Annotated in this window: 18 protein-coding genes, 1 tRNA gene and 2 pseudogenes; 11 read left to right on the forward strand and 10 right to left on the reverse strand. The window is 53.1% G+C overall.

All coding sequences use genetic code 11. The features are described from left to right. Window positions 1-3 precede the first annotated feature (3 nt). The 5 genes from NA197_RS05280 to NA197_RS05300 all read left to right on the forward strand — a co-directional run bounded on the left by NA197_RS05280 (window position 4) and on the right by NA197_RS05300 (window position 4,759). Window positions 4-123 (forward strand): GpE family phage tail protein, encoded by a 120-nt coding sequence (locus tag NA197_RS05280; RefSeq protein WP_000763315.1) that lies wholly within the window; start codon window positions 4-6, stop codon window positions 121-123. Beyond that, a complete protein-coding gene (locus tag NA197_RS05285) occupies window positions 116-2,893 on the forward strand; it encodes a phage tail tape measure protein (RefSeq protein ID WP_058800070.1) in 2,778 nt (925 codons plus the stop codon). The genes NA197_RS05280 and NA197_RS05285 overlap by 8 nt, the downstream gene beginning before the upstream one ends. Next, a complete protein-coding gene (locus tag NA197_RS05290) occupies window positions 2,890-3,375 on the forward strand; it encodes a phage tail protein (RefSeq protein WP_058800071.1) in 486 nt (161 codons plus the stop codon). Before NA197_RS05285 ends, NA197_RS05290 begins: the two co-directional genes overlap by 4 nt. Beyond that, window positions 3,372-4,472 (forward strand): phage late control D family protein, encoded by a 1,101-nt coding sequence (locus tag NA197_RS05295; protein ID WP_058800072.1) that lies wholly within the window; start codon window positions 3,372-3,374, stop codon window positions 4,470-4,472. The genes NA197_RS05290 and NA197_RS05295 overlap by 4 nt, the downstream gene beginning before the upstream one ends. A gap of 68 nt (window positions 4,473-4,540) precedes the next feature. Beyond that, window positions 4,541-4,759: an ogr/Delta-like zinc finger family protein gene (locus tag NA197_RS05300; RefSeq protein ID WP_039505088.1), complete on the forward strand. Its 219-nt coding sequence runs from the start codon at window positions 4,541-4,543 to the stop codon at window positions 4,757-4,759. Window positions 4,760-4,774: 15 nt separating this feature from the next. On the opposite strand, the gene NA197_RS05305 is transcribed toward NA197_RS05300, so the two are convergent. Both NA197_RS05305 and NA197_RS05310 read right to left on the reverse strand, forming a co-directional pair. Beyond that, window positions 4,775-5,149, reverse strand: coding sequence for a hypothetical protein (locus NA197_RS05305; RefSeq protein WP_039505087.1), 375 nt, complete (start codon window positions 5,147-5,149; stop codon window positions 4,775-4,777). 127 nt (window positions 5,150-5,276) lie between these two features. Next, window positions 5,277-5,352: transfer RNA gene (locus tag NA197_RS05310), tRNA-Ile, on the reverse strand. Between the two features lie 125 nt (window positions 5,353-5,477). Between NA197_RS05310 and mug the strand changes: the two genes are divergently transcribed. Beyond that, window positions 5,478-5,984 carry a G/U mismatch-specific DNA glycosylase gene (gene mug / locus NA197_RS05315; RefSeq protein ID WP_000237776.1) on the forward strand — a complete coding sequence of 169 codons (507 nt, stop codon included), beginning with the start codon at window positions 5,478-5,480 and terminating at the stop codon, window positions 5,982-5,984. Window positions 5,985-6,106: 122 nt separating this feature from the next. On the opposite strand, the gene rpoD is transcribed toward mug, so the two are convergent. The 3 genes from rpoD to rpsU form a co-directional block, all read right to left on the reverse strand. Continuing rightward, window positions 6,107-8,089 carry an RNA polymerase sigma factor RpoD gene (gene rpoD / locus NA197_RS05320; RefSeq protein ID WP_001120159.1) on the reverse strand — a complete coding sequence of 661 codons (1,983 nt, stop codon included), beginning with the start codon at window positions 8,087-8,089 and terminating at the stop codon, window positions 6,107-6,109. A gap of 14 nt (window positions 8,090-8,103) precedes the next feature. Further along, window positions 8,104-9,849 (reverse strand): DNA primase, encoded by a 1,746-nt coding sequence (dnaG, locus tag NA197_RS05325; protein WP_000918865.1) that lies wholly within the window; start codon window positions 9,847-9,849, stop codon window positions 8,104-8,106. A gap of 235 nt (window positions 9,850-10,084) precedes the next feature. Further along, window positions 10,085-10,300, reverse strand: coding sequence for a 30S ribosomal protein S21 (gene rpsU, locus NA197_RS05330; RefSeq protein ID WP_001144069.1), 216 nt, complete (start codon window positions 10,298-10,300; stop codon window positions 10,085-10,087). A gap of 227 nt (window positions 10,301-10,527) precedes the next feature. On the opposite strand from rpsU, the gene tsaD reads away from it, so the two are divergent. Beyond that, window positions 10,528-11,541: a tRNA (adenosine(37)-N6)-threonylcarbamoyltransferase complex transferase subunit TsaD gene (gene tsaD / locus NA197_RS05335; RefSeq protein ID WP_001264390.1), complete on the forward strand. Its 1,014-nt coding sequence runs from the start codon at window positions 10,528-10,530 to the stop codon at window positions 11,539-11,541. A 122-nt stretch (window positions 11,542-11,663) separates the two neighbouring features. Here tsaD and NA197_RS05340 read toward each other — a convergent pair. Beyond that, a pseudogene (locus NA197_RS05340) lies at window positions 11,664-11,807 on the reverse strand (fumarate hydratase); the annotation flags it as partial. Beyond that, window positions 11,791-12,402: a glycerol-3-phosphate 1-O-acyltransferase PlsY gene (gene plsY, locus NA197_RS05345; protein WP_001272784.1), complete on the reverse strand. Its 612-nt coding sequence runs from the start codon at window positions 12,400-12,402 to the stop codon at window positions 11,791-11,793. The gene plsY and the pseudogene NA197_RS05340, both read right to left, overlap by 17 nt. 106 nt (window positions 12,403-12,508) lie before the next feature. On the opposite strand from plsY, the gene folB reads away from it, so the two are divergent. Next, window positions 12,509-12,868 carry a bifunctional dihydroneopterin aldolase/7,8-dihydroneopterin epimerase gene (gene folB, locus NA197_RS05350; protein ID WP_000355776.1) on the forward strand — a complete coding sequence of 120 codons (360 nt, stop codon included), beginning with the start codon at window positions 12,509-12,511 and terminating at the stop codon, window positions 12,866-12,868. Between the two features lie 97 nt (window positions 12,869-12,965). After that, window positions 12,966-13,787: an undecaprenyl-diphosphate phosphatase gene (bacA, locus tag NA197_RS05355; RefSeq protein WP_001281933.1), complete on the forward strand. Its 822-nt coding sequence runs from the start codon at window positions 12,966-12,968 to the stop codon at window positions 13,785-13,787. Here bacA and NA197_RS05360 read toward each other — a convergent pair. From NA197_RS05360 to NA197_RS05370, 3 genes and pseudogenes are all read right to left on the reverse strand, one after another. Beyond that, a pseudogene (locus NA197_RS05360) lies at window positions 13,786-13,870 on the reverse strand (hypothetical protein); the annotation flags it as partial. The gene bacA and the pseudogene NA197_RS05360 sit on opposite strands and share 2 nt — an antisense overlap. 20 nt (window positions 13,871-13,890) lie before the next feature. Beyond that, window positions 13,891-15,132, reverse strand: coding sequence for a multifunctional CCA addition/repair protein (locus NA197_RS05365; RefSeq protein WP_064042840.1), 1,242 nt, complete (start codon window positions 15,130-15,132; stop codon window positions 13,891-13,893). A gap of 62 nt (window positions 15,133-15,194) precedes the next feature. Further along, entirely contained in the window at window positions 15,195-15,809 is a 615-nt protein-coding gene (locus NA197_RS05370; protein ID WP_001125344.1) for a TIGR04211 family SH3 domain-containing protein, read from the reverse strand. 241 nt (window positions 15,810-16,050) lie between these two features. Between NA197_RS05370 and NA197_RS05375 the strand changes: the two genes are divergently transcribed. Together NA197_RS05375 and glnE are read left to right on the forward strand one after the other, a co-directional pair. Then, window positions 16,051-17,352 carry a CYTH domain-containing protein gene (locus NA197_RS05375; RefSeq protein ID WP_000046226.1) on the forward strand — a complete coding sequence of 434 codons (1,302 nt, stop codon included), beginning with the start codon at window positions 16,051-16,053 and terminating at the stop codon, window positions 17,350-17,352. A gap of 117 nt (window positions 17,353-17,469) precedes the next feature. After that, entirely contained in the window at window positions 17,470-20,313 is a 2,844-nt protein-coding gene (gene glnE / locus NA197_RS05380) for a bifunctional [glutamate--ammonia ligase]-adenylyl-L-tyrosine phosphorylase/[glutamate--ammonia-ligase] adenylyltransferase (protein WP_000188297.1), read from the forward strand. The last annotated feature ends 44 nt before the right edge of the window (window positions 20,314-20,357 follow it).

Here is a 20,357-nt window from a genome sequence, read left to right on the forward strand (position 1 = left end):
CTGGTGGCAGATATTGCCACCATCTTTCACTGGTCGCCGTCCATCACTGACGTTATGCCGCTGACTGATGTGCTGGAGTGGCGGCATAAGGCAATTCAGAGAAGCGGGGCCAGCGATGAGTGATAATAACCTGCGACTGCAGGTAGTTCTGGGGGCGGTGGATAAGTTAACCCGCCCATTTAAAAATGCACAGGCTGGCTCTAAGGAGCTGGCATCAGCTATTCGACAAACCCGCGATCAGATTAAAAAGCTGAGTGATGCTGGAGGTCAGCTTAAATCTTTCGATCAGCTAACTCAAAGTGTTAGCCGTACTGGTGCCGAACTGGATCAGGCGAGGCTACGTGCTCAAATGATGACGCGCGAAATGTCATCTTTGGAATCCCCGACAAAAAAACAAACGCAGGCGCTTGAAGCTCAGTGGCGTGCTGTTTCACGTCTTGAACAAAAACAGCAACAGGAAACTCGCCAGATGGCGGCAGCCAGGGCTGAGCTTTATCGGCTGGGGTTATCTGCTGGGGGCGGAGCGCGTGAGACGGCACGGATTGCACGAGAAACTGAGCGGTATAACCGACAGTTGGCTGAGCAGGAGCGCAGGCTGCGTGACGTTGGCGAGCGTCAGCGAAAGCTCAACGCCATCAAAGCCAAGGCTGAAAAGACCCGCGAGTTAAGGAACTCTCTGGCAGGTAATGGTGCAGGGGCGATGGCGGCTGGGGTAACTACTGGCATGACGTTGTTGGCTCCAGTAAAAGCCTATTCAGAATCAGAAAATGCAGCGAATCAGCTCGCCGGTTCAATGATGGGACCGGGCGGAAAGGTAGCGCCTGAATTTGAAAAAATTAACCGGCTTGCAGTTGCTTTGGGCGATAAGCTGCCGGGAACAACAGCCGACTTTCAGAACATGATGACTATGCTACGCCGTCAGGGTATGTCGGCGCAGGTCATCCTGGGCGGCTTGGGAGAGTCAGCAGCTTATCTTGGCGTGCAGTTACAGATGGCTCCCACTGCAGCAGCTGAGTTTGCGGCTAAGTTACAAGATGCTACTCAGACCTCAGAAAAAGATATGATGAATCTGATGGACGTGATCCAGAAAGGATTCTACGCGGGGGTAGATTCAGGAAATATGCTGCAGGGGTTCTCAAAAATCAGCAGCGCGATGGATATTATTCATAAAAAGGGATTGGACGCGGCTAAGACATTTGCTCCTCTATTAGTTATGGCTGATCAGGCTGGTATGGCTGGAGAGTCAGCTGGTAATGCCTACCGAAAAGTATTTCAGTCCGTCATGAATACGGAAAAAGTGAAGGATGCTAATGATGAACTAAAAGGCACTGGCGTTAGGTTCGATTTTACTGATGGAAAGGGGGAGTTTGGCGGGCTGGAGAAAATGTACACGCAATTAGCTCAACTCCAAAAGCTTAATACTGAGAAAAGGTTAGCTACGTTAAAAGGTATTTTTGGGGATGATGCGGAAACGCTGCAGGTGCTAAATATTATGATTACCAAAGGCATCTCAGGGTATCGTGAAACGGCTTCAAAGCTACAAAATCAGGCTTCTCTGCGCGAGCGTGTTGATGCCTCCTTAAATACTCTTGGTAATAAATGGGAAGCCGCTACAGGTTCCTTTACCAATGCTATGGCTAGTATCGGTGAAACAGTTGCCCCTGCATTAAAGAAGCTGGCTGACTGGTTGGGTGAACTGGCTTCGCGTCTGGATGGTTTTGTTAAACGACACCCACAATTGACCTCTGCGCTGTTTAAGCTGGCAGCTGGCTTTGCCATTGTTGCCACCGCCGCTGGGGTTGTTTCACTGGCGCTGGCGTCCGTGTTAGGGCCGATGGCAGTAGTGCGAATGAGCGCAGGGGTGATGGGGCTAAAATTTTCATCTGCATTTGGTCTTATTGGGAAAGCAATCAGTTCTGTTGGCAAGTCAGTTATATGGCTGGGCCGATTGATGTTTGCAAATCCTATACTGGCTGTCATTGGGCTGATCGCCGCTGGTGCTATTTATATCTGGCACAATTGGGACACGCTTGGGCCAAAGTTCAAGGCCATGTGGGATGCCGTATGTAATGCCACAGGTACGGCATGGGATTGGATTAAAGAAAAGGCCAGCGCCGCATGGGAGGGGATTAAATCACTGTTCTTTAATTATACCTTGCCGGGATTAATAGCTAAAAATTGGGATGCAATAAAATCTGGCGTTTCTGAGGCGTGGGCTAATATCAGGCAATCTATTAGTGATAAATGGAATTCGATCTTGGCTGATGTTGCCGCGCTTCCTGCGAAGTTTCAGGACATGGGCAGCGCCATTATTGACAGTATTCTTAATGGAATTAATGCCAAATGGGAGACACTAAAAAGCAAGCTTTCCTCAGTCACCGATTATCTGCCTGACTGGATGACCGGAAATAATAAAACACAAGGCAAAGCACAGGTGCAGGTGGTTGGTGGAGCAGCGGCTGCTGCGGTTCCGTTTGCAGGCATGTATGACAGCGGTGGCACGATCCCGCGTGGTCAGTTTGGCATCGTCGGGGAGAACGGCCCCGAAATAGTGAACGGTCCCGCAAATGTGACCAGCAGACGGCGCACTGCTGCGCTGGCTTCCGTCGTTGCAGGCGTCATGGGCGTAGCGGCAGCGCCTGCAGAGGCTGCTCCACTACATCCTTACAGTCTGCCTACTGTGGCATATAAACAAAGCCAGCCAGCGAAACCAGCCAGCGCGCCGCCTGTGATGCACTTTGAAACTCACGCGCCTATCACAATCTATGCTCAGCTAGGGCAAAGTGCGCAGGATATTGCCCGTGAAGTTGCCCGACAGCTTGACGAACGCGAGCGCAAGACCAGGGCTAAAGCACGCAGCAATTTCAGTGATCAAGGGGGATATGAATCGTGATGATGGTACTGGGGTTATATGTCTTCATGCTGCGCACAGTGCCATATCAGGAGCTGCAGTATCAGCGAAGCTGGCGACACGCCGTAAACAGCCGGGTGAACCGGCGACCATCAACGCAGTTTCTTGGCCCGGATAATGACTCGCTGACGTTATCTGGCGTACTACTGCCGGAAGTCACCGGGGGCAGGCTGTCATTGCTCGCGCTGGAGCAAATGGCAGAGCTGGGAAAAGCATGGCCCCTGATTGAGGGAAGCGGGACCATTTACGGCATGTTTGTGATCGAGAGCCTGAGTCAGGCAAAAACGGAATTTTTTGAAAGCGGAATGCCTCGCCGTATTGAGTTTACGCTGACCCTGAAAAGGGTTGATGAGTCGCTGTCCGATATGTTCGGCAGTCTCAGCGATCAGCTCAGTAACCTGCAGGACTCTGCAACGTCTGCGATAGGTAATATTAAAAATACGGTTGGAGGGTTGCTGCAGTGAATTTTAGCTCTGATCTTTTTGACCTGAACAGCAAAAGCCCGGCTTTCAGTATCACCATTGAAGGTAAGGACGTGACTACCGCGCTGGATGCGCGCCTGATAAGTCTGACGCTGACCGATAACCGGGGTTTTGAGGCTGACCAGCTTGATCTGGAGCTGGACGACACCGACGGGCAGATCGTTCTGCCACGACGTGGTGCCGTTATTCAGCTGGCGCTGGGGTGGAAGGGCCAGCCGCTTTTCCCAAAAGGGGCATTTACGGTGGATGAGATTGAGCACAGCGGTGCTCCTGATCGTCTGACTATCCGTGCCCGTAGCGCTGATTTCCGTGAAACCCTCAATACCCGGCGCGAAAAGTCATGGCACCAGACAACCGTTGGCGATGTGGTAAAGGAAATTGCAGCACGGCATAACCTCAAAATGGCGCTGGGTAAAGACCTGACGGACAAGGCGCTGGATCACATGGACCAGACCAATGAAAGCGATGCCAGTTTCCTGATGAAGCTGGCGCGCCAGTATGGGGCGATTGCTTCCGTGAAGGATGGAAACCTGTTGTTTATCCGGCAGGGGCAGGGAAGAACGGCGAGCGGCAAGCCGCTGCCGGTTATCACCATAACCCGCCAGGCCGGTGACGGTCATCGTTTTACCCTGGCTGATCGTGGTGCTTATACCGGCGTAATTGCCAGTTGGCTGCATACCCGCGAACCCAAGAAAAAAGAAACAACCAAGGTTAAGCGCCGTCGGAAGAAAACCTCCGCGCCAAAAGAGCCGGAAGCAAAACAGGGTGATTATCTGGTGGGAACGGATGAAAACGTGCTGGTTCTTAATCGTACTTACGCAAACCGCAGCAATGCTGAGCGTGCGGCAAAAATGCAGTGGGAGCGCCTGCAGCGTGGTGTTGCGTCATTCTCTCTGCTGCTCGCTGAGGGCCGGGCAGATCTCTACACCGAAATGCCAGTAAAAGTGAGCGGCTTTAAGCAGCCTATCGACGATGCCGAATGGACCATTACAACTTTGACGCATACGGTCAGCAAGGATAATGGTTTCACTACCAACCTTGAGCTTGAAGTAAAGATAGATGGCTTAGAGATGGAATAATTTTGTTCACAAAACGGATGTCTGATGTATCATTATGTGATTAATTAAATCGGCGGGGAGACAGGGATATGATGAATTGTCCGAAATGTGGACATGCGGCACATACCCGTAGCAGTTTTAGAGTTTCTGATAACACAAAAGAACGATACTGCCAGTGCCAGAATATCAACTGTGGCGCAACTTTTGTTACTCATGAAACTGTTGTGAGATACATCGCTACCCCCAACCTAATTGACCACGCCCCGCCACACCCATCAATGGGAGGGCAGGGCCATATGAGCTTTTAAAGCCACTGATAAGGTTTACATTTTTTCGATTAAACTGGTTCTGTATTTTTCAGCCTGCTTGAAATCCATGGAACCAGTTTTTTTACACTCAATCCCACCGCCATTTATTTTGTAGCCCTGATCGGATGTGACGTTCCATAGAGTGATTTTTTTGATTGTCTCTGGATTCCACTTGTTCATAAAGTAGTCGTCACATATCGCACTGAACATGGATTTAGCCGCATCTATCATTAGTGCTTGCTTGTTATATCTGATGGTCAGCTCACCACCTTCCAATACCTGAGTCCTAGTATCATAACCAGCTATCAGGTTTTCTATGGAGTTGGGTATTTTGTCCGCGAATGCGCTCTGAGATGCGATTAGTAACAGAGCTACTAAAGGTTTTTTCATGCGAGATCGTCCTTTAAAAGTAAGAGTACGTGAAAAACCTGCTGCCATTTTGCTGCCACTGGCTCTAAAGATAAGAAAAAGCCACCTAAAAAAGGTGGCTTAACTTAATGATTTTAAAGATAAAATTTGGTGGCCCCTGTTGGGTTTGAACCAACGACCAAGCGATTATGAGTCGCCTGCTCTAACCACTGAGCTAAGGGGCCGTGGCGGTGGATTATAATGTAACTTTACGCTGTAATCCAGCCGTAACCGTGCGGGTGCTGTTTTTATAAACAATGTGTTTTCAACCCGTTATACTTAAAGAACGTTGTATTGCTCAGGAGTAATAATGGTTAAGGACATACTGGCGCCAGGGCTACGGGTGGTTTTTTGCGGCATCAATCCGGGACTCTCCTCGGCGAATACCGGCTTTCCGTTTGCGCATCCCGCGAATCGTTTTTGGAAAGTTATTCATTTGGCCGGTTTCACCGATCGACAGTTGAAACCGGAAGAGGCGGAAAAATTACTGGATTTTCGCTGCGGGGTAACGAAACTCGTCGATCGACCGACGGTACAAGCGACTGAGGTGAAGTTGCATGAATTACGTAGCGGCGGACGAAACCTGATTGAAAAGATAGAGGACTACCAGCCCGCGGCGCTGGCGGTGCTTGGTAAACAGGCTTTTGAACAGGGATTCAGCCAGCGCGGTATCGCCTGGGGTAAACAAAAGATCGCCATTGGCGCGACGATGGTGTGGGTGTTGCCGAATCCCAGCGGCTTAAACCGAATTAAAACGGAAAAACTGGTCGAGGCCTATCGCGAACTGGATCAAGCGCTCATTATGCGTGGGCTATAGCAATGGGGAATGAGGGCGCGAATACTCGCGCTGTGTAGAAATTCTGTAGGCCAAATAGGGTGCTTGCGCATGTCCTGATAAAAAACGCCGCCTTGCGGCGGCGTTTATACGTGTGCGGCGAATTAATCGTCGAGGAAGCTGCGCAGCACTTCAGAACGGCTCGGGTGGCGCAGTTTACGCAGCGCCTTCGCTTCGATCTGACGGATACGTTCGCGGGTAACATCGAACTGTTTACCCACTTCTTCCAGCGTGTGGTCGGTGTTCATATCGATACCGAAACGCATACGCAGCACTTTCGCTTCACGAGCGGTCAGGCCAGCCAAAACGTCGTGAGTGGCGGCACGCAGGCTCTCGGTAGTGGCAGAGTCCAGCGGCAGCTCGAGGGTGGTATCCTCGATGAAATCACCCAGATGCGAATCTTCATCGTCGCCGATCGGCGTTTCCATGGAGATTGGCTCTTTGGCAATCTTCAGCACCTTACGAATTTTATCTTCCGGCATCAGCATCCGTTCAGCCAGCTCTTCCGGCGTTGGCTCGCGGCCCATCTCTTGCAGCATCTGGCGAGAAATACGGTTGAGCTTGTTGATGGTCTCAATCATATGCACCGGAATACGGATGGTGCGCGCCTGATCGGCGATAGAACGGGTGATCGCCTGACGGATCCACCAGGTTGCATAGGTGGAGAACTTGTAGCCGCGACGGTATTCGAACTTATCTACCGCTTTCATCAGACCGATGTTGCCTTCCTGAATCAGGTCAAGGAACTGCAAGCCACGGTTGGTGTATTTCTTAGCGATAGAAATAACCAGACGTAAGTTCGCTTCAACCATCTCTTTCTTCGCACGGCGGGCTTTCGCTTCCCCGATGGACATGCGACGGTTGATGTCTTTCACCTGTTCGATGGTCAGACCGGTCTCTTCTTCAATCTGCCGCAGTTTTTGCAGACAGCGTTGCACTTCTTCCGCGACATCGTGCAGTTTTTCCGACCACGGTTTGTTCATCGCGATAGCGGCGTTGAACCAGGTTTCGCTGGTTTCGTTACCGGTAAACAGCGTGATAAAGTTCTTCTTCGGCATTTTGCACTGCTCGACGCAGAGCTTCATGATCAGACGTTCCTGAGTACGCACGCGATCCATCATCACTCGCATACTGTTGACCAGATAGTCGAATTGCTTCGGTACCAGACGGAACTGTTTGAACACTTCAGACAGCTTCAGAATCTCTTCCTGCGCGGCAGCATGGCTGCGGCCTTTCGCTTTGATGGTGTCGCGCGTAACGACGTATTGCGCGCGCAGCTCAGCGAATTTTTCGCGTGCCAGTTCAGGATCAATGCTGTTGTCGTCATCGGCGGCGTCATCGTCGCCGTCTTCTTCATCTTCGTCTTCGTCATCATCCAGGTCTTCCTGGGAGAGTTCAGAACCGACGTGAGTTGCGGTCGGCGCCATCTCTTCTTCCGCGTTCGGATCGACAAAGCCGGTGATAAGATCGGACAAACGAGCCTCTTCAGCCTCAACGCGATCGTACTGTTCCAGCAGATAGGTAATGGCTTCCGGGTATTCGGCAACGGAGCATTGAACCTGGTTGATCCCGTCTTCGATACGTTTAGCGATGTCGATTTCGCCTTCCCGGGTCAACAGTTCAACAGTGCCCATTTCACGCATATACATGCGTACCGGGTCAGTCGTACGACCGATTTCAGACTCAACACTGGACAGAACTTGTGCAGCAGCTTCTTCCGCATCTTCATCGGTGCTGGTGGTATTTTCAGCCAGCAGCAGATCATCGGCATCAGGCGCTTCTTCCATTACCTGAATACCCATGTCGTTGATCATTTGGATGATATCTTCAATTTGATCTGAATCGACGATATCTTCCGGCAGATGGTCATTGACCTCAGCATAGGTCAGATAGCCTTGCTCCTTACCACGGGTGACAAGAAGTTTCAGCTGTGACTGCGGGTTTTGCTCCATAAGACGGTATCCACACTTATTCGTTTGATTGGTGTCGACGGTATAGCTGTCGACATTTAAAGCGAGGGCATACTTATATTTTGGCCGCTGCCTCTCACTGCGGCTGTCGGGGGCTTCCCGATCGATATGCGGCATTTAAGCCGTTAAATTCATTTTCTGGCCAGCTCCTGGTTTAACGTCCAGAGCTCTCGGCGTTCTTCGCTGCTTAAACCATGAGTGCGATCGCGAGCGATCAGCTCTTCTTGTCGCAGTTGCAGCAGCGAATCAAACATATGGTTGAGTGAGTCGGTAAAGGTTTTTTCGGCAATCGCCTTATCTGCTATATCGTCCCACATCGATAATTTTTCAAGGGTCGCAGCATCATTTGTGCCACGGTAGAGTTCCAGAAGTTGTCCGGTAGTAAGACCTGGCTGAGCCAAACAAGTTTTGACCAATTCTTTAAATAAGCCAAGTCCAGGCAGCTTATTCTGATCCAGCGCGTCTAATGGCGGCACTAACGGCGCGAGATCCGGGTTTTGCACCAGTAATCCTATCAGTATACGCATGGTCGTGCGTTTTAGCTGCGGAGCCGGGCGGGAAACGCCGCTTTCCGCCTGTTTTGGCACTAAACGATCAAGCTGACTATCATCGAAAATGCCTAACTTCAGCCCCAACGTCTGGCGCAACTGAATACGGTGTGCGTCGCCAGGCACCTGATTAATGAGCGGCAGCGCCAGTGCGGCTAACTGCGTGCTGCCATCCGGCGAGCTTAAATCCACCTGCGGCAGGAGGCTATTAAACAGAAACGTAGAGAGCGGCTGCGCCTGCTCCATCCGCGCTTCAAAAGCCGCCTTGCCTTCTTTACGCACCAGCGTATCCGGGTCTTCGCCGTCAGGTAAAAACATAAAGCGTACCTGCCGACCGTCGGTCATATAAGGCATTGCTGTTTCCAGCGCTCTCCAGGCGGCATCACGGCCAGCCCGGTCGCCGTCGTAACAGCAAATTACGTTGTTCGTCGCCCGGAATAACATATGCATATGGTCTGCCGTGGTTGAGGTACCCAGCGAAGCGACCGCATAGTTAATGTCGTATTGCGCTAGTGCGACGACATCCATATAACCTTCGACCACAAGCAAGCGTTGCGGTTCAGCACTATATTGCTGAGCCTCATAAAGACCATATAGCTGGCGGCCTTTATGGAAAATGTCCGTTTCCGGAGAGTTAAGGTATTTCGGCGTGTCGTTCCCCAGGACTCGACCGCCAAAACCAATCACCCTGCCGCGTTTGTCCCGAATAGGGAACATGACCCGATTACGGAAACGATCGTAAGTGCTGCCCTGCTCGTTATTGACCAGCATTCCGGCATCCAGCAACAATGCCTTGTTATCGCTGTTATTACCGAAGCGCTTTAACGCGTTATCCCAACCTGGCGGCGCGAAGCCAATGGCGAAACGCTGAATAATTTCAGCGCTCAGACCGCGCTTTTGCAGATAGTCACGCGCAGGTTTTGCCGCAGGATGGGTAAGCGACTGCTGATAAAAGTCATTCAGACCATTCATCAACTGATAGAGGTTTTGCCGTTGATGGCGCTCTATCTGGCTAAGCCCGGTGCCTGCTTCATAGGGAATTTCCAGGTTATGCATGGCCGCTAATTCTTCGACGGTTTCGACAAATTCGAGCTTGTCGTAATTCATCAAAAAGTCGATCGCATTGCCATGCGCGCCGCATCCAAAGCAGTGATAAAACTGTTTTTCACCGTTTACGGTGAAAGAAGGGGTTTTCTCATTATGGAATGGACAACACGCGTGATAGTTCTTGCCCTGTTTCTTGAGTTTTACGCGCACGTCGATCAGATCGACGATATCGGTTCTCGCCAGCAGGTCATTAATGAATACGCGTGGGATTCGTCCAGCCATATGCCCCTTTTATACACGTCATTCTTCAGGCTGCCGTAGTGTTGGCTACGTTTGCTCACCCCTGTCGCTGACTTGCGTAAGCGCCGGGGACTTGCTCTCTTGCCGCCTGGACGCAGCATGAATGATTTTGTGTATATGCTAATGCATAAACGAAAACAAGCCGCGCATTCCTTTCGGAAGCACGGCCTTACAACTACAACTCGATCTGAATTGAGAGCAGCCCGCTCTCAAAAGATTAGTACAGACGAGTACGGCGTGCGTTTTCGCGAGCCAGTTTCTTCGCGTGACGTTTCACTGCAGAAGCTTTAGCGCGCTTACGTTCGGTCGTCGGTTTTTCATAGAACTCACGACGACGAACTTCCGCCAGAACACCTGCTTTTTCGCAGGAACGCTTGAAGCGACGCAGAGCTACGTCGAACGGCTCGTTTTCACGTACTTTAATTACCGGCATGTGCCTCTCACCTTTGATTAATTCGGTTTGCCGCTGGCATCAACGCCAGCTTATTTCAAAATGGTGCGGAATTTTACTGCAATTGCTGCTGCTTTGTAAAGCACCGCGGCCTTTTTTGAACGGGACTTTTATAAGGTGAGGGAGTATACACGAAGTCGGGACTGAGGGTATACATCCACCCGCATTCGACCTACACTGCGCGGTATTAGAGCGAGGTAAAACAAGTCATGCGTGTACTGGGTATTGAAACATCCTGCGATGAAACCGGCATCGCTATTTACGACGACAAAAAGGGTCTGTTAGCCAACCAATTGTATAGTCAGGTGAAATTACATGCTGACTACGGCGGCGTAGTGCCTGAACTGGCTTCCCGCGATCATGTGCGTAAAACCGTGCCGCTGATTCAGGCGGCATTAAAAGAAGCCGGTCTGACGGCGAGCGATATCGACGCGGTGGCCTATACCGCAGGCCCGGGCCTGGTCGGCGCGCTGCTGGTCGGCGCAACCGTCGGGCGTTCGCTGGCATTTGCCTGGAATGTGCCGGCCATTCCTGTACACCATATGGAAGGGCATCTGCTGGCGCCGATGCTGGAAGATAATCCCCCGGATTTCCCGTTTGTGGCGCTGCTGGTCTCCGGCGGACATACGCAGCTCATTAGCGTGACCGGAATTGGTCAGTACGAACTGCTGGGCGAGTCGATTGACGATGCTGCCGGTGAAGCGTTTGATAAAACTGCCAAATTGTTGGGGCTGGATTATCCTGGCGGCCCGATGCTGTCGAAAATGGCGTCGCAGGGGACGGCGGGACGTTTTGTCTTTCCGCGCCCGATGACCGATCGCCCGGGGCTGGATTTTAGTTTTTCCGGTCTGAAAACCTTTGCCGCTAACACCATTCGTAGTAATGGCGGCGACGAACAAACTCGCGCTGATATCGCGCGCGCTTTTGAAGATGCGGTCGTGGATACGCTGATGATCAAGTGCAAGCGCGCGCTGGAAAGCACCGGTTTTAAGCGTCTGGTCATGGCGGGCGGCGTCAGCGCTAACCGCACGCTGCGCGCGAAGCTTGCCGAAATGATGCAAAAACGCCGCGGCGAAGTGTTCTATGCGCGTCCGGAGTTTTGTACTGACAATGGGGCGATGATCGCCTATGCCGGAATGGTGCGGTTTAAGGCGGGCGTTACGGCGGATCTTGGCGTAACGGTACGTCCGCGCTGGCCGCTGGCCGAGCTGCCGGCGGCGTAAAAGCGGAGAAAGGGGGCGACATCATGCCGCCCCAACGGGTTTACAGCAAAACGACGGGCATCCACAACAGCCTGGAGACGATCAGCAGCACCAGGAAGATCAGGCCGAAAATCGCGCCTAACCACGCCAATGGTGGAAGGGTGACGCGCGGCGGATTCGATATGTACGCCCATCACCAAGCTATTGCCGGTCAACCCTTGTGAGCCGATCCCCAGACGGTTGAGGCCCTCTTCCAGACGCAGTTCCAGCTCAATCTTTCTGGCGTTTCTTTTTCAGCTTCGTCCAGATTTTCGTCTCCTGGCGACGCCACAGACGCTGGATGTTGTCATGATGGCGCAGCAAAATGAGACATGACAGCATCGATACCGGGAAGGTGAACTGCGGTTTAAACCACCAGACGTAAAACGGCGCAATCAAGGCGCTGACAATCGCCCCTAACGATGAATAACCGCTTAACAGGACCGTCAGCAGCCAGGTGCCAGCCATGACGCCGGTTAAATCCCAGCCGATGGGCGCAATGGCGCCAAACGCGGTTGCTACGCCTTTCCCACCTTTAAAGCCAAAAAAGACCGGCCAGATATGCCCCAGACAGGCGGCGATAGCGATAAGCCCCAGCCAGAAAGGGGTAACGCCTAACGCATACGCGCCCCAGACGGGCAACATACCTTTAAGGATGTCAAAAATAAGTACCGCGACAGCCGCTCCCTTGCCACCGATTCGTAATACGTTCGTCGCGCCCGGGTTGCCGGAGCCGCTTTCACGCGGATCGGGCAGCCCGGCGATGCGGCAAACCAGAATGGCACTGGAAATTGAGCCGCAGAGGTACGCGAAGAGGATCATTCCAGGCGCGATTGCACTCATAAGCTGTTCCGTATTGAAAGTGTCGTTTTATTTACTATTTCTGTGGATAATACGCACATTTCGCCGGAAGTGGTATCCGGGTTAGCCAAAAAGCAGGCAGGTCGTGATGGATATTGTATTTATAGAGCAACTTTCGGTAATCACCACTATCGGTGTTTACGACTGGGAACAGACTATCGAGCAAAAACTGGTGTTCGATATCGAAATGGCATGGGATAACCGCAAGTCGGCGAAAAGCGATGATGTCGCAGATTGTCTAAGCTATGCGGATATCGCCGACACGGTGATAAATCATGTCGAAGGCGGTCGTTTTGCTCTGGTCGAGCGTGTGGCGGAAGAGGTGGCGGATCTGCTGCTTAGCCGATTCAATTCTCCGTGGGTTCGCATCAAACTGAGCAAGCCTGGCGCCGTCGCGCGCGCGGCGAACGTAGGGGTAATTATTGAGCGTGGCAATAATCTGAAATAAAAATAAATAATTTTATATTTTTTAAACCAAACGGTTATATATGGGGTCTTAACGCGAGATCCATTTTTGCAGTGTTTTTCATTTTAGGGGTTTATTGATGAGCGATATGCACTCGCTGCTGATAGCGGCAATTTTGGGTGTGGTCGAAGGATTGACGGAGTTTTTGCCGGTATCCAGCACGGGCCATATGATTATTGTGGGTCATCTGCTGGGGTTTGAAGGCGATACGGCCAAGACATTCGAAGTGGTGATTCAACTTGGATCTATTCTGGCGGTCGTGGTGATGTTCTGGCGGCGGTTGTTTGGCCTCATCGGTATTCACTTTGGCCGCCCGCTACAGCGTGAAGGTGAAAGTAAAGGTCGATTAACGTTGATTCACATCCTGCTGGGCATGATTCCGGCGGTGGTGCTGGGGTTAGTCTTTCATGACACGATCAAGTCGCTATTTAACCCGATTAACGTGATGTACGCGCTGGTGGTAGGCGGTCTGTTGCTGATTGCCGCCGAGTGCCTGAAGCCGAAAGAACCGCGCGCGCCGGGGCTGGATGATATGACGTATCGTCAGGCGTTTATGATTGGCTGTTTCCAGTGTCTGGCGCTGTGGCCGGGCTTCTCGCGTTCCGGAGCGACCATTTCCGGTGGGATGCTGATGGGCGTCAGCCGTTACGCCGCCTCTGAGTTCTCGTTCTTACTGGCTGTGCCGATGATGATGGGCGCAACGGTTCTGGATCTCTACAAAAGTTGGTCATTCCTGACCGCAGCGGATATTCCGATGTTCGCAGTGGGCTTTGTGACGGCGTTTGTGGTGGCGCTGATCGCCATCAAGACCTTCCTGCAACTGATTAAGCGTATCTCGTTTATTCCGTTTGCGATTTACCGCTTTGTGGTGGCGGCTGCCGTTTACGTTGTTTTCTTCTGATGATTGACCTGCCGGATGGCGGCGTACCGCCTTGTCCGGCCTAACTGTTTTGTCGGTCTGATAAGCGCAGCGCCATCAGGCAATTTATCGTGCCGGATGGCGTTTAGCTGGCGGGGTTAGGGCAGCGCTTCTCTTTCCAGTTGGCGACCGCTGCAATTCGTCGCTTCGTCAGCTCCTCGCGAATCTCAATGCCTTTAAATCCGGCCTCCACCACCTCTTTCGTCGGTACCGCTTGGGCCACCTGCCAGGCTTCGCGCAGCCAGCGCCCCTGCGGGTAATCCGACGCTTCAAATCCGGTACGTCCACGGACATCGGCTTCGCTGGTCAGCGCAATCTGCTCGACGCGCTGCGGTTTACGCCATGCATCAATGGCGTCAAACAGCTTAACGATCGTTTTCGGCTGGAGTATCGGAAAGGTGTGGATCAGATCGTGGTACTCGGCGACCAGTTTAGCTAAATCACGCAGGTCATTGGGGACGCGCAAACGCTGGCATAACTGTTCGACCAGTTTCACGCCCGCCGGGCCGTGACCATGATGGCGCGGCCAGAGGTTTTTCGGCGTTAAGCCTTTGCCCAGGTCATGACAAAGCGTGGCGAAACGGACATCAAGCTGCGGACTGAGCATGGCGGCCATCGACAGCGTCATCAGCGTATGAACTCCGGTATCAATTTCCGGATGCCACTTTGCCGGCGCGGGTACGCCAAACAGGGCGTCGATTTCCGGAAACAGGACGCGCAGGGCGCCGCAGTCGCGCAATACCTGGAAGTAAACCTGCGGATTGCGGGTGGTAAGCGCATTTTCCGTCTCTTTCCATACCCGTTCCGGCGTCAGATGTTCCAGCTCGCCTGCCGCGGTCATTTCGCGCATTAGCGCCAGTGTTTCATCGGCGATACGGAAACTAAGATGGGCGTAACGGGCGGCAAAACGCGCCACGCGCAATACGCGCAAGGGATCTTCGCCAAACGCGGGAGAGACATGGCGCAGTAGACGCGCCTCCAGATCCCGGCGCCCGTGGTAAGGGTCGATAATCTGGCCGTCATCGTCGCGCGCCAGAGCATTAATGGTCAGATCGCGACGCTGGAGATCGGCTTCCAGGGTAACGTCCGGCGCGGCATAACAGGTGAAGCCCGTGTAGCCGGAACCGGATTTACGCTCAGTACGCGCCAGCGCGTATTCTTCGTGAGTTTGCGGATGGAGAAACACAGGAAAATCACGGCCTACCTGCTGGTAGCCCGCATCAAGCATCTCCTGCGGCGTGGCGCCGACAACGGCCCAATCTTTATCTTTAACCGGTAGCCCTAACAACGCATCCCGAACCGCACCACCGACCAGATAAATCTTCACGCCACTTTCCTTTTAAAAACGATCATCCTCTAATGATAAGACAGTGCCGCAGAGAAGGCGATTTAGTTCATCCAGCGGTCTTTGCGTTTACGGCTTGGGATCATATGCGGCAGCACCAGCCCTAACAGCAAGCCAATACCCAATACGCCGCCGCCATACATAAACCACTGCATAATAATGGTGCGCTGTTTGTCATCCAGTTGCAGATTCGCGGCGCTAACTTTTTTCTGCGCGACAATCAGCTCGTTTTTCAGCTTCTGGTTCTCTTCTTTTAGCCCGTTGATGACGCTGTCGCTTTGCGCCACTTTCTGCTGCATATCGGCGGTGCGCTGATTCCACGTGGTATCAATATTGTTGAGTTTATCGGTCAACGTTTTGACCTGATTTTCCAGATCCGGCACGCGGGTACGCAGGCTTGGCGTGGTATTCAGTTCTTTTAACGGTATCCAGGCAGTACGACCAGAACTGTCTTTAATTTGACCATAGTTGGCATCGCTCTGTAAGAGCGTGACTTCCTCGCCGGCGTTGACGGTACCCACAAGGCGATAATTATCTCCCGGACCGCTGCGGACCCAGGTATTCAGTTCATCAGAAACGTAACGCGTCTCTTCAGCATGAGAGACGGCGGTGGCGCTAAGCGCAAGTAAAGTTAGTCCAATCAGGCGTAATTTTGGCATCAGGCTGTCGTTATTGTCAGAGAAAGTGGAACGATAGTAACGGCATCAGTGTCGCTACGCAAAGTAGTCGACATCAATCGGAATCATCTGTGTCGCCTTTGCCGCTACGTCAAACTTTTACGCCCGTCAAATTGCTCGTTGCATGGCAATTTGGCGCAAAATACTATCTACTGACAAAAATAATGCGGGTAAGTTCGCCAAGAATCTTCCCAGATGTGACATAACCCATAAGTACAAGGCCATGGCTCAGGAAATCGAATTAAAGTTTATCGTCAATCACGACGCCGTAGATGCGCTGCGAAATCATCTTCATACGCTCGGCGGCGAGCATCATGCGCCCAGCCAGTTGCTGAATATCTACTTCGAAACGCCTGATAACTGGCTACGCCGCCATGATATGGGGCTGCGTATTCGTGGTGAAAATGGGCGCTATGAAATGACCATGAAAATTGCCGGCCGGGTAACGGGGGGGCTGCACCAGCGACCCGAATACAATGTCGCGCTAAGCGAACCCGTGCTGGATCTGACGCAACTTCCGGCGGAGGTCTGGCCGGATGGCAACCTGCCCGCTGGCCTGGCATCAAGCGTACAGCCGCTGTTCAGTACCGATTTTTACCGGGAAAAATGGTGTCTGGACGTTGACGGCAGCAGGATTGAAATTGCGCTCGATCTCGGCGACGTAAAAGCGGGCGAGTTTGCCGAACCGATTTGTGAGCTGGAGCTTGAGTTGCTTCGCGGCGATACGCGCGCCGTGTTAAAACTGGCGAAGCAACTGCTGTCGCAAACCGGTTTGCGTCAGGGCAGTCTGAGTAAGGCGGCGCGAGGTTATCACCTGGCGCAGGGGAATGCGCCGCGAGAGAATACACCAACGGCAATTCTGCGGACTGCCGCGAAAGCCACGGTAGAGCAAGGGCTGGAGGCCTCGCTGGATCTGGCGTTGTCACAGTGGCAGTACCATGAAGAGCTCTGGCTGCGCGGCGACGAGTCGGCGAAAGAACACGTGCTGGATGCTATGGGATTAGTGCGCCATGCCTTAATGCTTTTTGGTGGCATTGTTCCGCGTAAAGCGAGCACTCACTTACGTGATCTACTTACCCAGGCGGAAGCGACGATGACATCCGCGGTGTCCGCCGTCACAGCCGTTTATAGTACGCAAACGGCGATGGCGAAACTGGCATTGACGGAATGGCTGGTGACGAAAGCCTGGCAGCCATTTCTGGACGCGAAGGCGCAAGCCAAAATGGCCGATTCTTTTAAGCGTTTCGCCGACATTCATCTTTCTCGTCATGCTGCTGAATTAAAAAAAGTTTTTGGACAACCGCTGGGTGATAAGTATCGCGACCAGTTGCCGCGTTTGACTCGCGATATTGACAGCGTTTTACTGCTGGCCGGGTATTATGATGCGATGGTCGCGCAGGCATGGCTGGAGAACTGGCAGGGATTGCGTCACGCCATTCTTACCGGACAACGTATTGAAATTGAACATTTCCGTAATGAGGCCATTAACCAGCAGCCGTTCTGGTTGCACAGCGGAAAACGATAATCAGAACCGTAGAAAGCGCCTGATGACGCTGCGCTTATCAGGCTTACGGTATGCGGACTTGTAGGCCGGATAAGGCGAAACGCCGCCATCCGGCATTATTTAAAGGATATCCCCTAAATGACGCCGCTCTCTTCACCCTTATCGCAGTACTGGCAGACCGTTGTTGAGCGCCTACCAGAAGGATTTACTGAGACATCGCTTAGCGCGCAGGCGAAGTCAGTACTTACATTTAGCGATTTTGCGCTGGATAGCGTGATAGCGCATCCGGAGTGGCTTGCCGAACTGGAATCCGCATCGCCGCAGGCTGATGAATGGCGACATTATGCTGGCTGGTTACAGGAGGCGTTGGCAGGTGTCTGTGACGACGCCTCGCTGATGCGTGAACTGAGGCTTTTTCGTCGTCGCATCATGGTACGCATCGCCTGGGCGCAGACGCTGTCGCTGGTGGACGATGAGACTATTTTACAACAGTTGAGCCATCTGGCGGAGACGCTCATTGTGGGGGCGCGCGACTGGCTGTATGCCGCCTGTTGCCGCGAATGGGGAACCCCCTGTAACCCGCAGGGCGTTCCGCAGCCGCTGTTGATTTTAGGCATGGGCAAGCTGGGCGGCGGCGAACTGAATTTTTCGTCTGATATCGATCTGATTTTCGCCTGGCCGGAACATGGCGAGACCCGGGGCGGACGCCGTGAACTCGATAACGCCCAGTTTTTTACACGTCTCGGGCAGCGGCTGATCAAAGCGCTGGATCAGCCCACAATGGATGGTTTTGTCTATCGGGTGGACATGCGCCTGCGACCGTTTGGCGACAGCGGCCCGCTGGTACTGAGTTTTGCCGCGCTGGAGGATTACTATCAGGAGCAAGGACGCGACTGGGAACGCTACGCCATGGTGAAAGCGCGGCTAATGGGCGATAACGACGACGCCTGGTCTCGTGAATTACGCGCCATGCTGCGGCCTTTCGTTTTCCGCCGCTATATCGATTTCAGCGTCATCCAGTCGCTACGCAATATGAAAGGGATGATCGCCCGCGAAGTGCGACGCCGCGGTTTGAAAGACAACATTAAACTTGGCGCGGGCGGTATTCGTGAAATTGAGTTTATCGTGCAGGTATTCCAGCTCATCCGCGGCGGGCGCGAGCCGTCGCTACAGTCGCGTTCGTTACTGCCAACGCTGGATGCTATCGCTGCGCTGCATTTGCTGCCTGAGAATGACGTGGCGCAACTGCGCGTGGCCTATCTTTTTCTACGTCGTCTGGAGAATCTGCTGCAAAGCATCAATGACGAACAGACGCAAACGTTGCCTGCCGACGATCTGAATCGGGCGCGGCTGGCCTGGGGAATGAAGGCGGAGAACTGGCCGCAGCTTGTTGGCGAACTGACGGATCATATGGCTAATGTACGCCGCGTATTCAACGAATTAATTGGCGATGATGAAGCCGATACCCCGCAGGAGGAAGAACGTTCAGAGCCGTGGCGTGAAGTATGGCAGGATGCGCTACAGGAGGATGATTCGACGCCAGTGCTGGCGCATTTAGCCGATGAGGATCGGCGACAGGTTCTGACCCTCATCGCTGACTTCCGTAAGGAACTGGATAAACGCCCTATCGGCCCGCGCGGGCGGCAAGTGCTGGACCAACTGATGCCGCACCTGCTTGCTGACGTCTGTTCCCGCGAAGACGCCGCTGTTACGCTATCGCGGATAACGCCGTTGCTGGCGGGGATTGTCACTCGCACCACCTATCTGGAGCTGCTGAGCGAATTTCCCGGCGCGCTGAAACACCTGATTATGCTCTGCGCCGCTTCGCCAATGATAGCGAGCCAACTGGCGCGTTATCCGTTGTTGCTTGATGAACTGCTCGACCCCGGCACGCTTTATCAGCCGACGGCTACCGACGCTTACCGCGACGAATTACGCCAGTATTTGCTGCGCGTGCCGGAAGAGGACGAAGAACAACAACTGGAGGCATTACGCCAGTTTAAACAGGCACAGCTTTTGCGGATTGCGGCGGCAGATATTGCCGGTACGCTGCCGGTGATGAAAGTGAGCGATCACCTCACATGGCTGGCGGAGGCGATGATTGATGCTGTGGTGCAGCAGGCGTGGACGCAAATGGTTGCGCGTTATGGTCAGCCAGCGCATCTGGACGAGCGCCAGGGGCGGGGGTTTGCGGTTGTCGGTTATGGCAAGTTGGGCGGATGGGAGCTGGGCTACAGTTCCGATCTGGATCTCATCTTCCTGCATGACTGTCCGATGGACGTCATGACCAACGGCGAACGCGAAATCGACGGGCGGCAGTTTTATCTGCGCCTGGCGCAGCGCATTATGCATCTGTTCAGTACGCGCACCTCCTCCGGCATTTTGTATGAGGTGGATGCGCGTCTACGCCCCTCTGGCGCGGCGGGAATGCTGGTGACTTCAGCGGACGCGTTTGCCGATTATCAGCAGCATGAAGCCTGGACCTGGGAACATCAGGCGTTGGTACGCGCTCGCGTGGTATATGGCGACCCGCAGCTTACCTCACAGTTTGATGCGGTGCGCCGCACTATCATGACGACGGCGCGTGACGGTAAGACATTGCAGACTGAAGTGCGTGAAATGCGCGAGAAAATGCGGGCGCATCTCGGCAATAAGCATCGCGATCGTTTTGATATTAAAGCTGATGAAGGCGGTATTACGGATATTGAGTTTATCGCGCAATATCTGGTACTGCGCTACGCTCATGAAAAACCTAAATTAACGCGCTGGTCTGATAACGTGCGCATCCTGGAGCTTCTGGCGCAAAACGGCATTATGGATGAACACGAGGCGCAGGCGCTGACGGTAGCCTACACCACACTGCGTGATGAACTGCACCACCTGGCGTTGCAGGAGCTTCCCGGTCATGTGGCGCAGACGTGTTTTAGCAAAGAGCGCGCGCTGGTGCAGGCAAGCTGGCGGAAGTGGCTGGTAGCCGTTTGAATTATGCTATTATCGCGCGCAAATTTTGAATCTCTCAGGAGACA

Source organism: Salmonella sp. NW884 (assembly GCF_051700745.1).
Classification (GTDB): Bacteria; Pseudomonadota; Gammaproteobacteria; order Enterobacterales; family Enterobacteriaceae; genus Salmonella; species Salmonella enterica.

Bases quoted from the DNA above. Each gene is read 5' to 3' on its own strand.
- NA197_RS05285 (WP_058800070.1), top strand. From the start codon at position 116: ATGAGTGATAATAACCTGCGACTGCAGGTAGTTCTGGGGGCGGTGGAT.
- NA197_RS05300 (WP_039505088.1), top strand. From the start codon at position 4,541: ATGATGAATTGTCCGAAATGTGGACATGCGGCACATACCCGTAGCAGT.
- NA197_RS05305 (WP_039505087.1), bottom strand. From the start codon at position 5,149: ATGAAAAAACCTTTAGTAGCTCTGTTACTAATCGCATCTCAGAGCGCA.
- mug (WP_000237776.1), top strand. From the start codon at position 5,478: ATGGTTAAGGACATACTGGCGCCAGGGCTACGGGTGGTTTTTTGCGGC.
- rpoD (WP_001120159.1), bottom strand. From the start codon at position 8,089: ATGCCGCATATCGATCGGGAAGCCCCCGACAGCCGCAGTGAGAGGCAG.
- dnaG (WP_000918865.1), bottom strand. From the start codon at position 9,849: ATGGCTGGACGAATCCCACGCGTATTCATTAATGACCTGCTGGCGAGA.
- rpsU (WP_001144069.1), bottom strand. From the start codon at position 10,300: ATGCCGGTAATTAAAGTACGTGAAAACGAGCCGTTCGACGTAGCTCTG.
- tsaD (WP_001264390.1), top strand. From the start codon at position 10,528: ATGCGTGTACTGGGTATTGAAACATCCTGCGATGAAACCGGCATCGCT.
- plsY (WP_001272784.1), bottom strand. From the start codon at position 12,402: ATGAGTGCAATCGCGCCTGGAATGATCCTCTTCGCGTACCTCTGCGGC.
- folB (WP_000355776.1), top strand. From the start codon at position 12,509: ATGGATATTGTATTTATAGAGCAACTTTCGGTAATCACCACTATCGGT.
- bacA (WP_001281933.1), top strand. From the start codon at position 12,966: ATGAGCGATATGCACTCGCTGCTGATAGCGGCAATTTTGGGTGTGGTC.
- NA197_RS05370 (WP_001125344.1), bottom strand. From the start codon at position 15,809: ATGCCAAAATTACGCCTGATTGGACTAACTTTACTTGCGCTTAGCGCC.
- NA197_RS05375 (WP_000046226.1), top strand. From the start codon at position 16,051: ATGGCTCAGGAAATCGAATTAAAGTTTATCGTCAATCACGACGCCGTA.
- glnE (WP_000188297.1), top strand. From the start codon at position 17,470: ATGACGCCGCTCTCTTCACCCTTATCGCAGTACTGGCAGACCGTTGTT.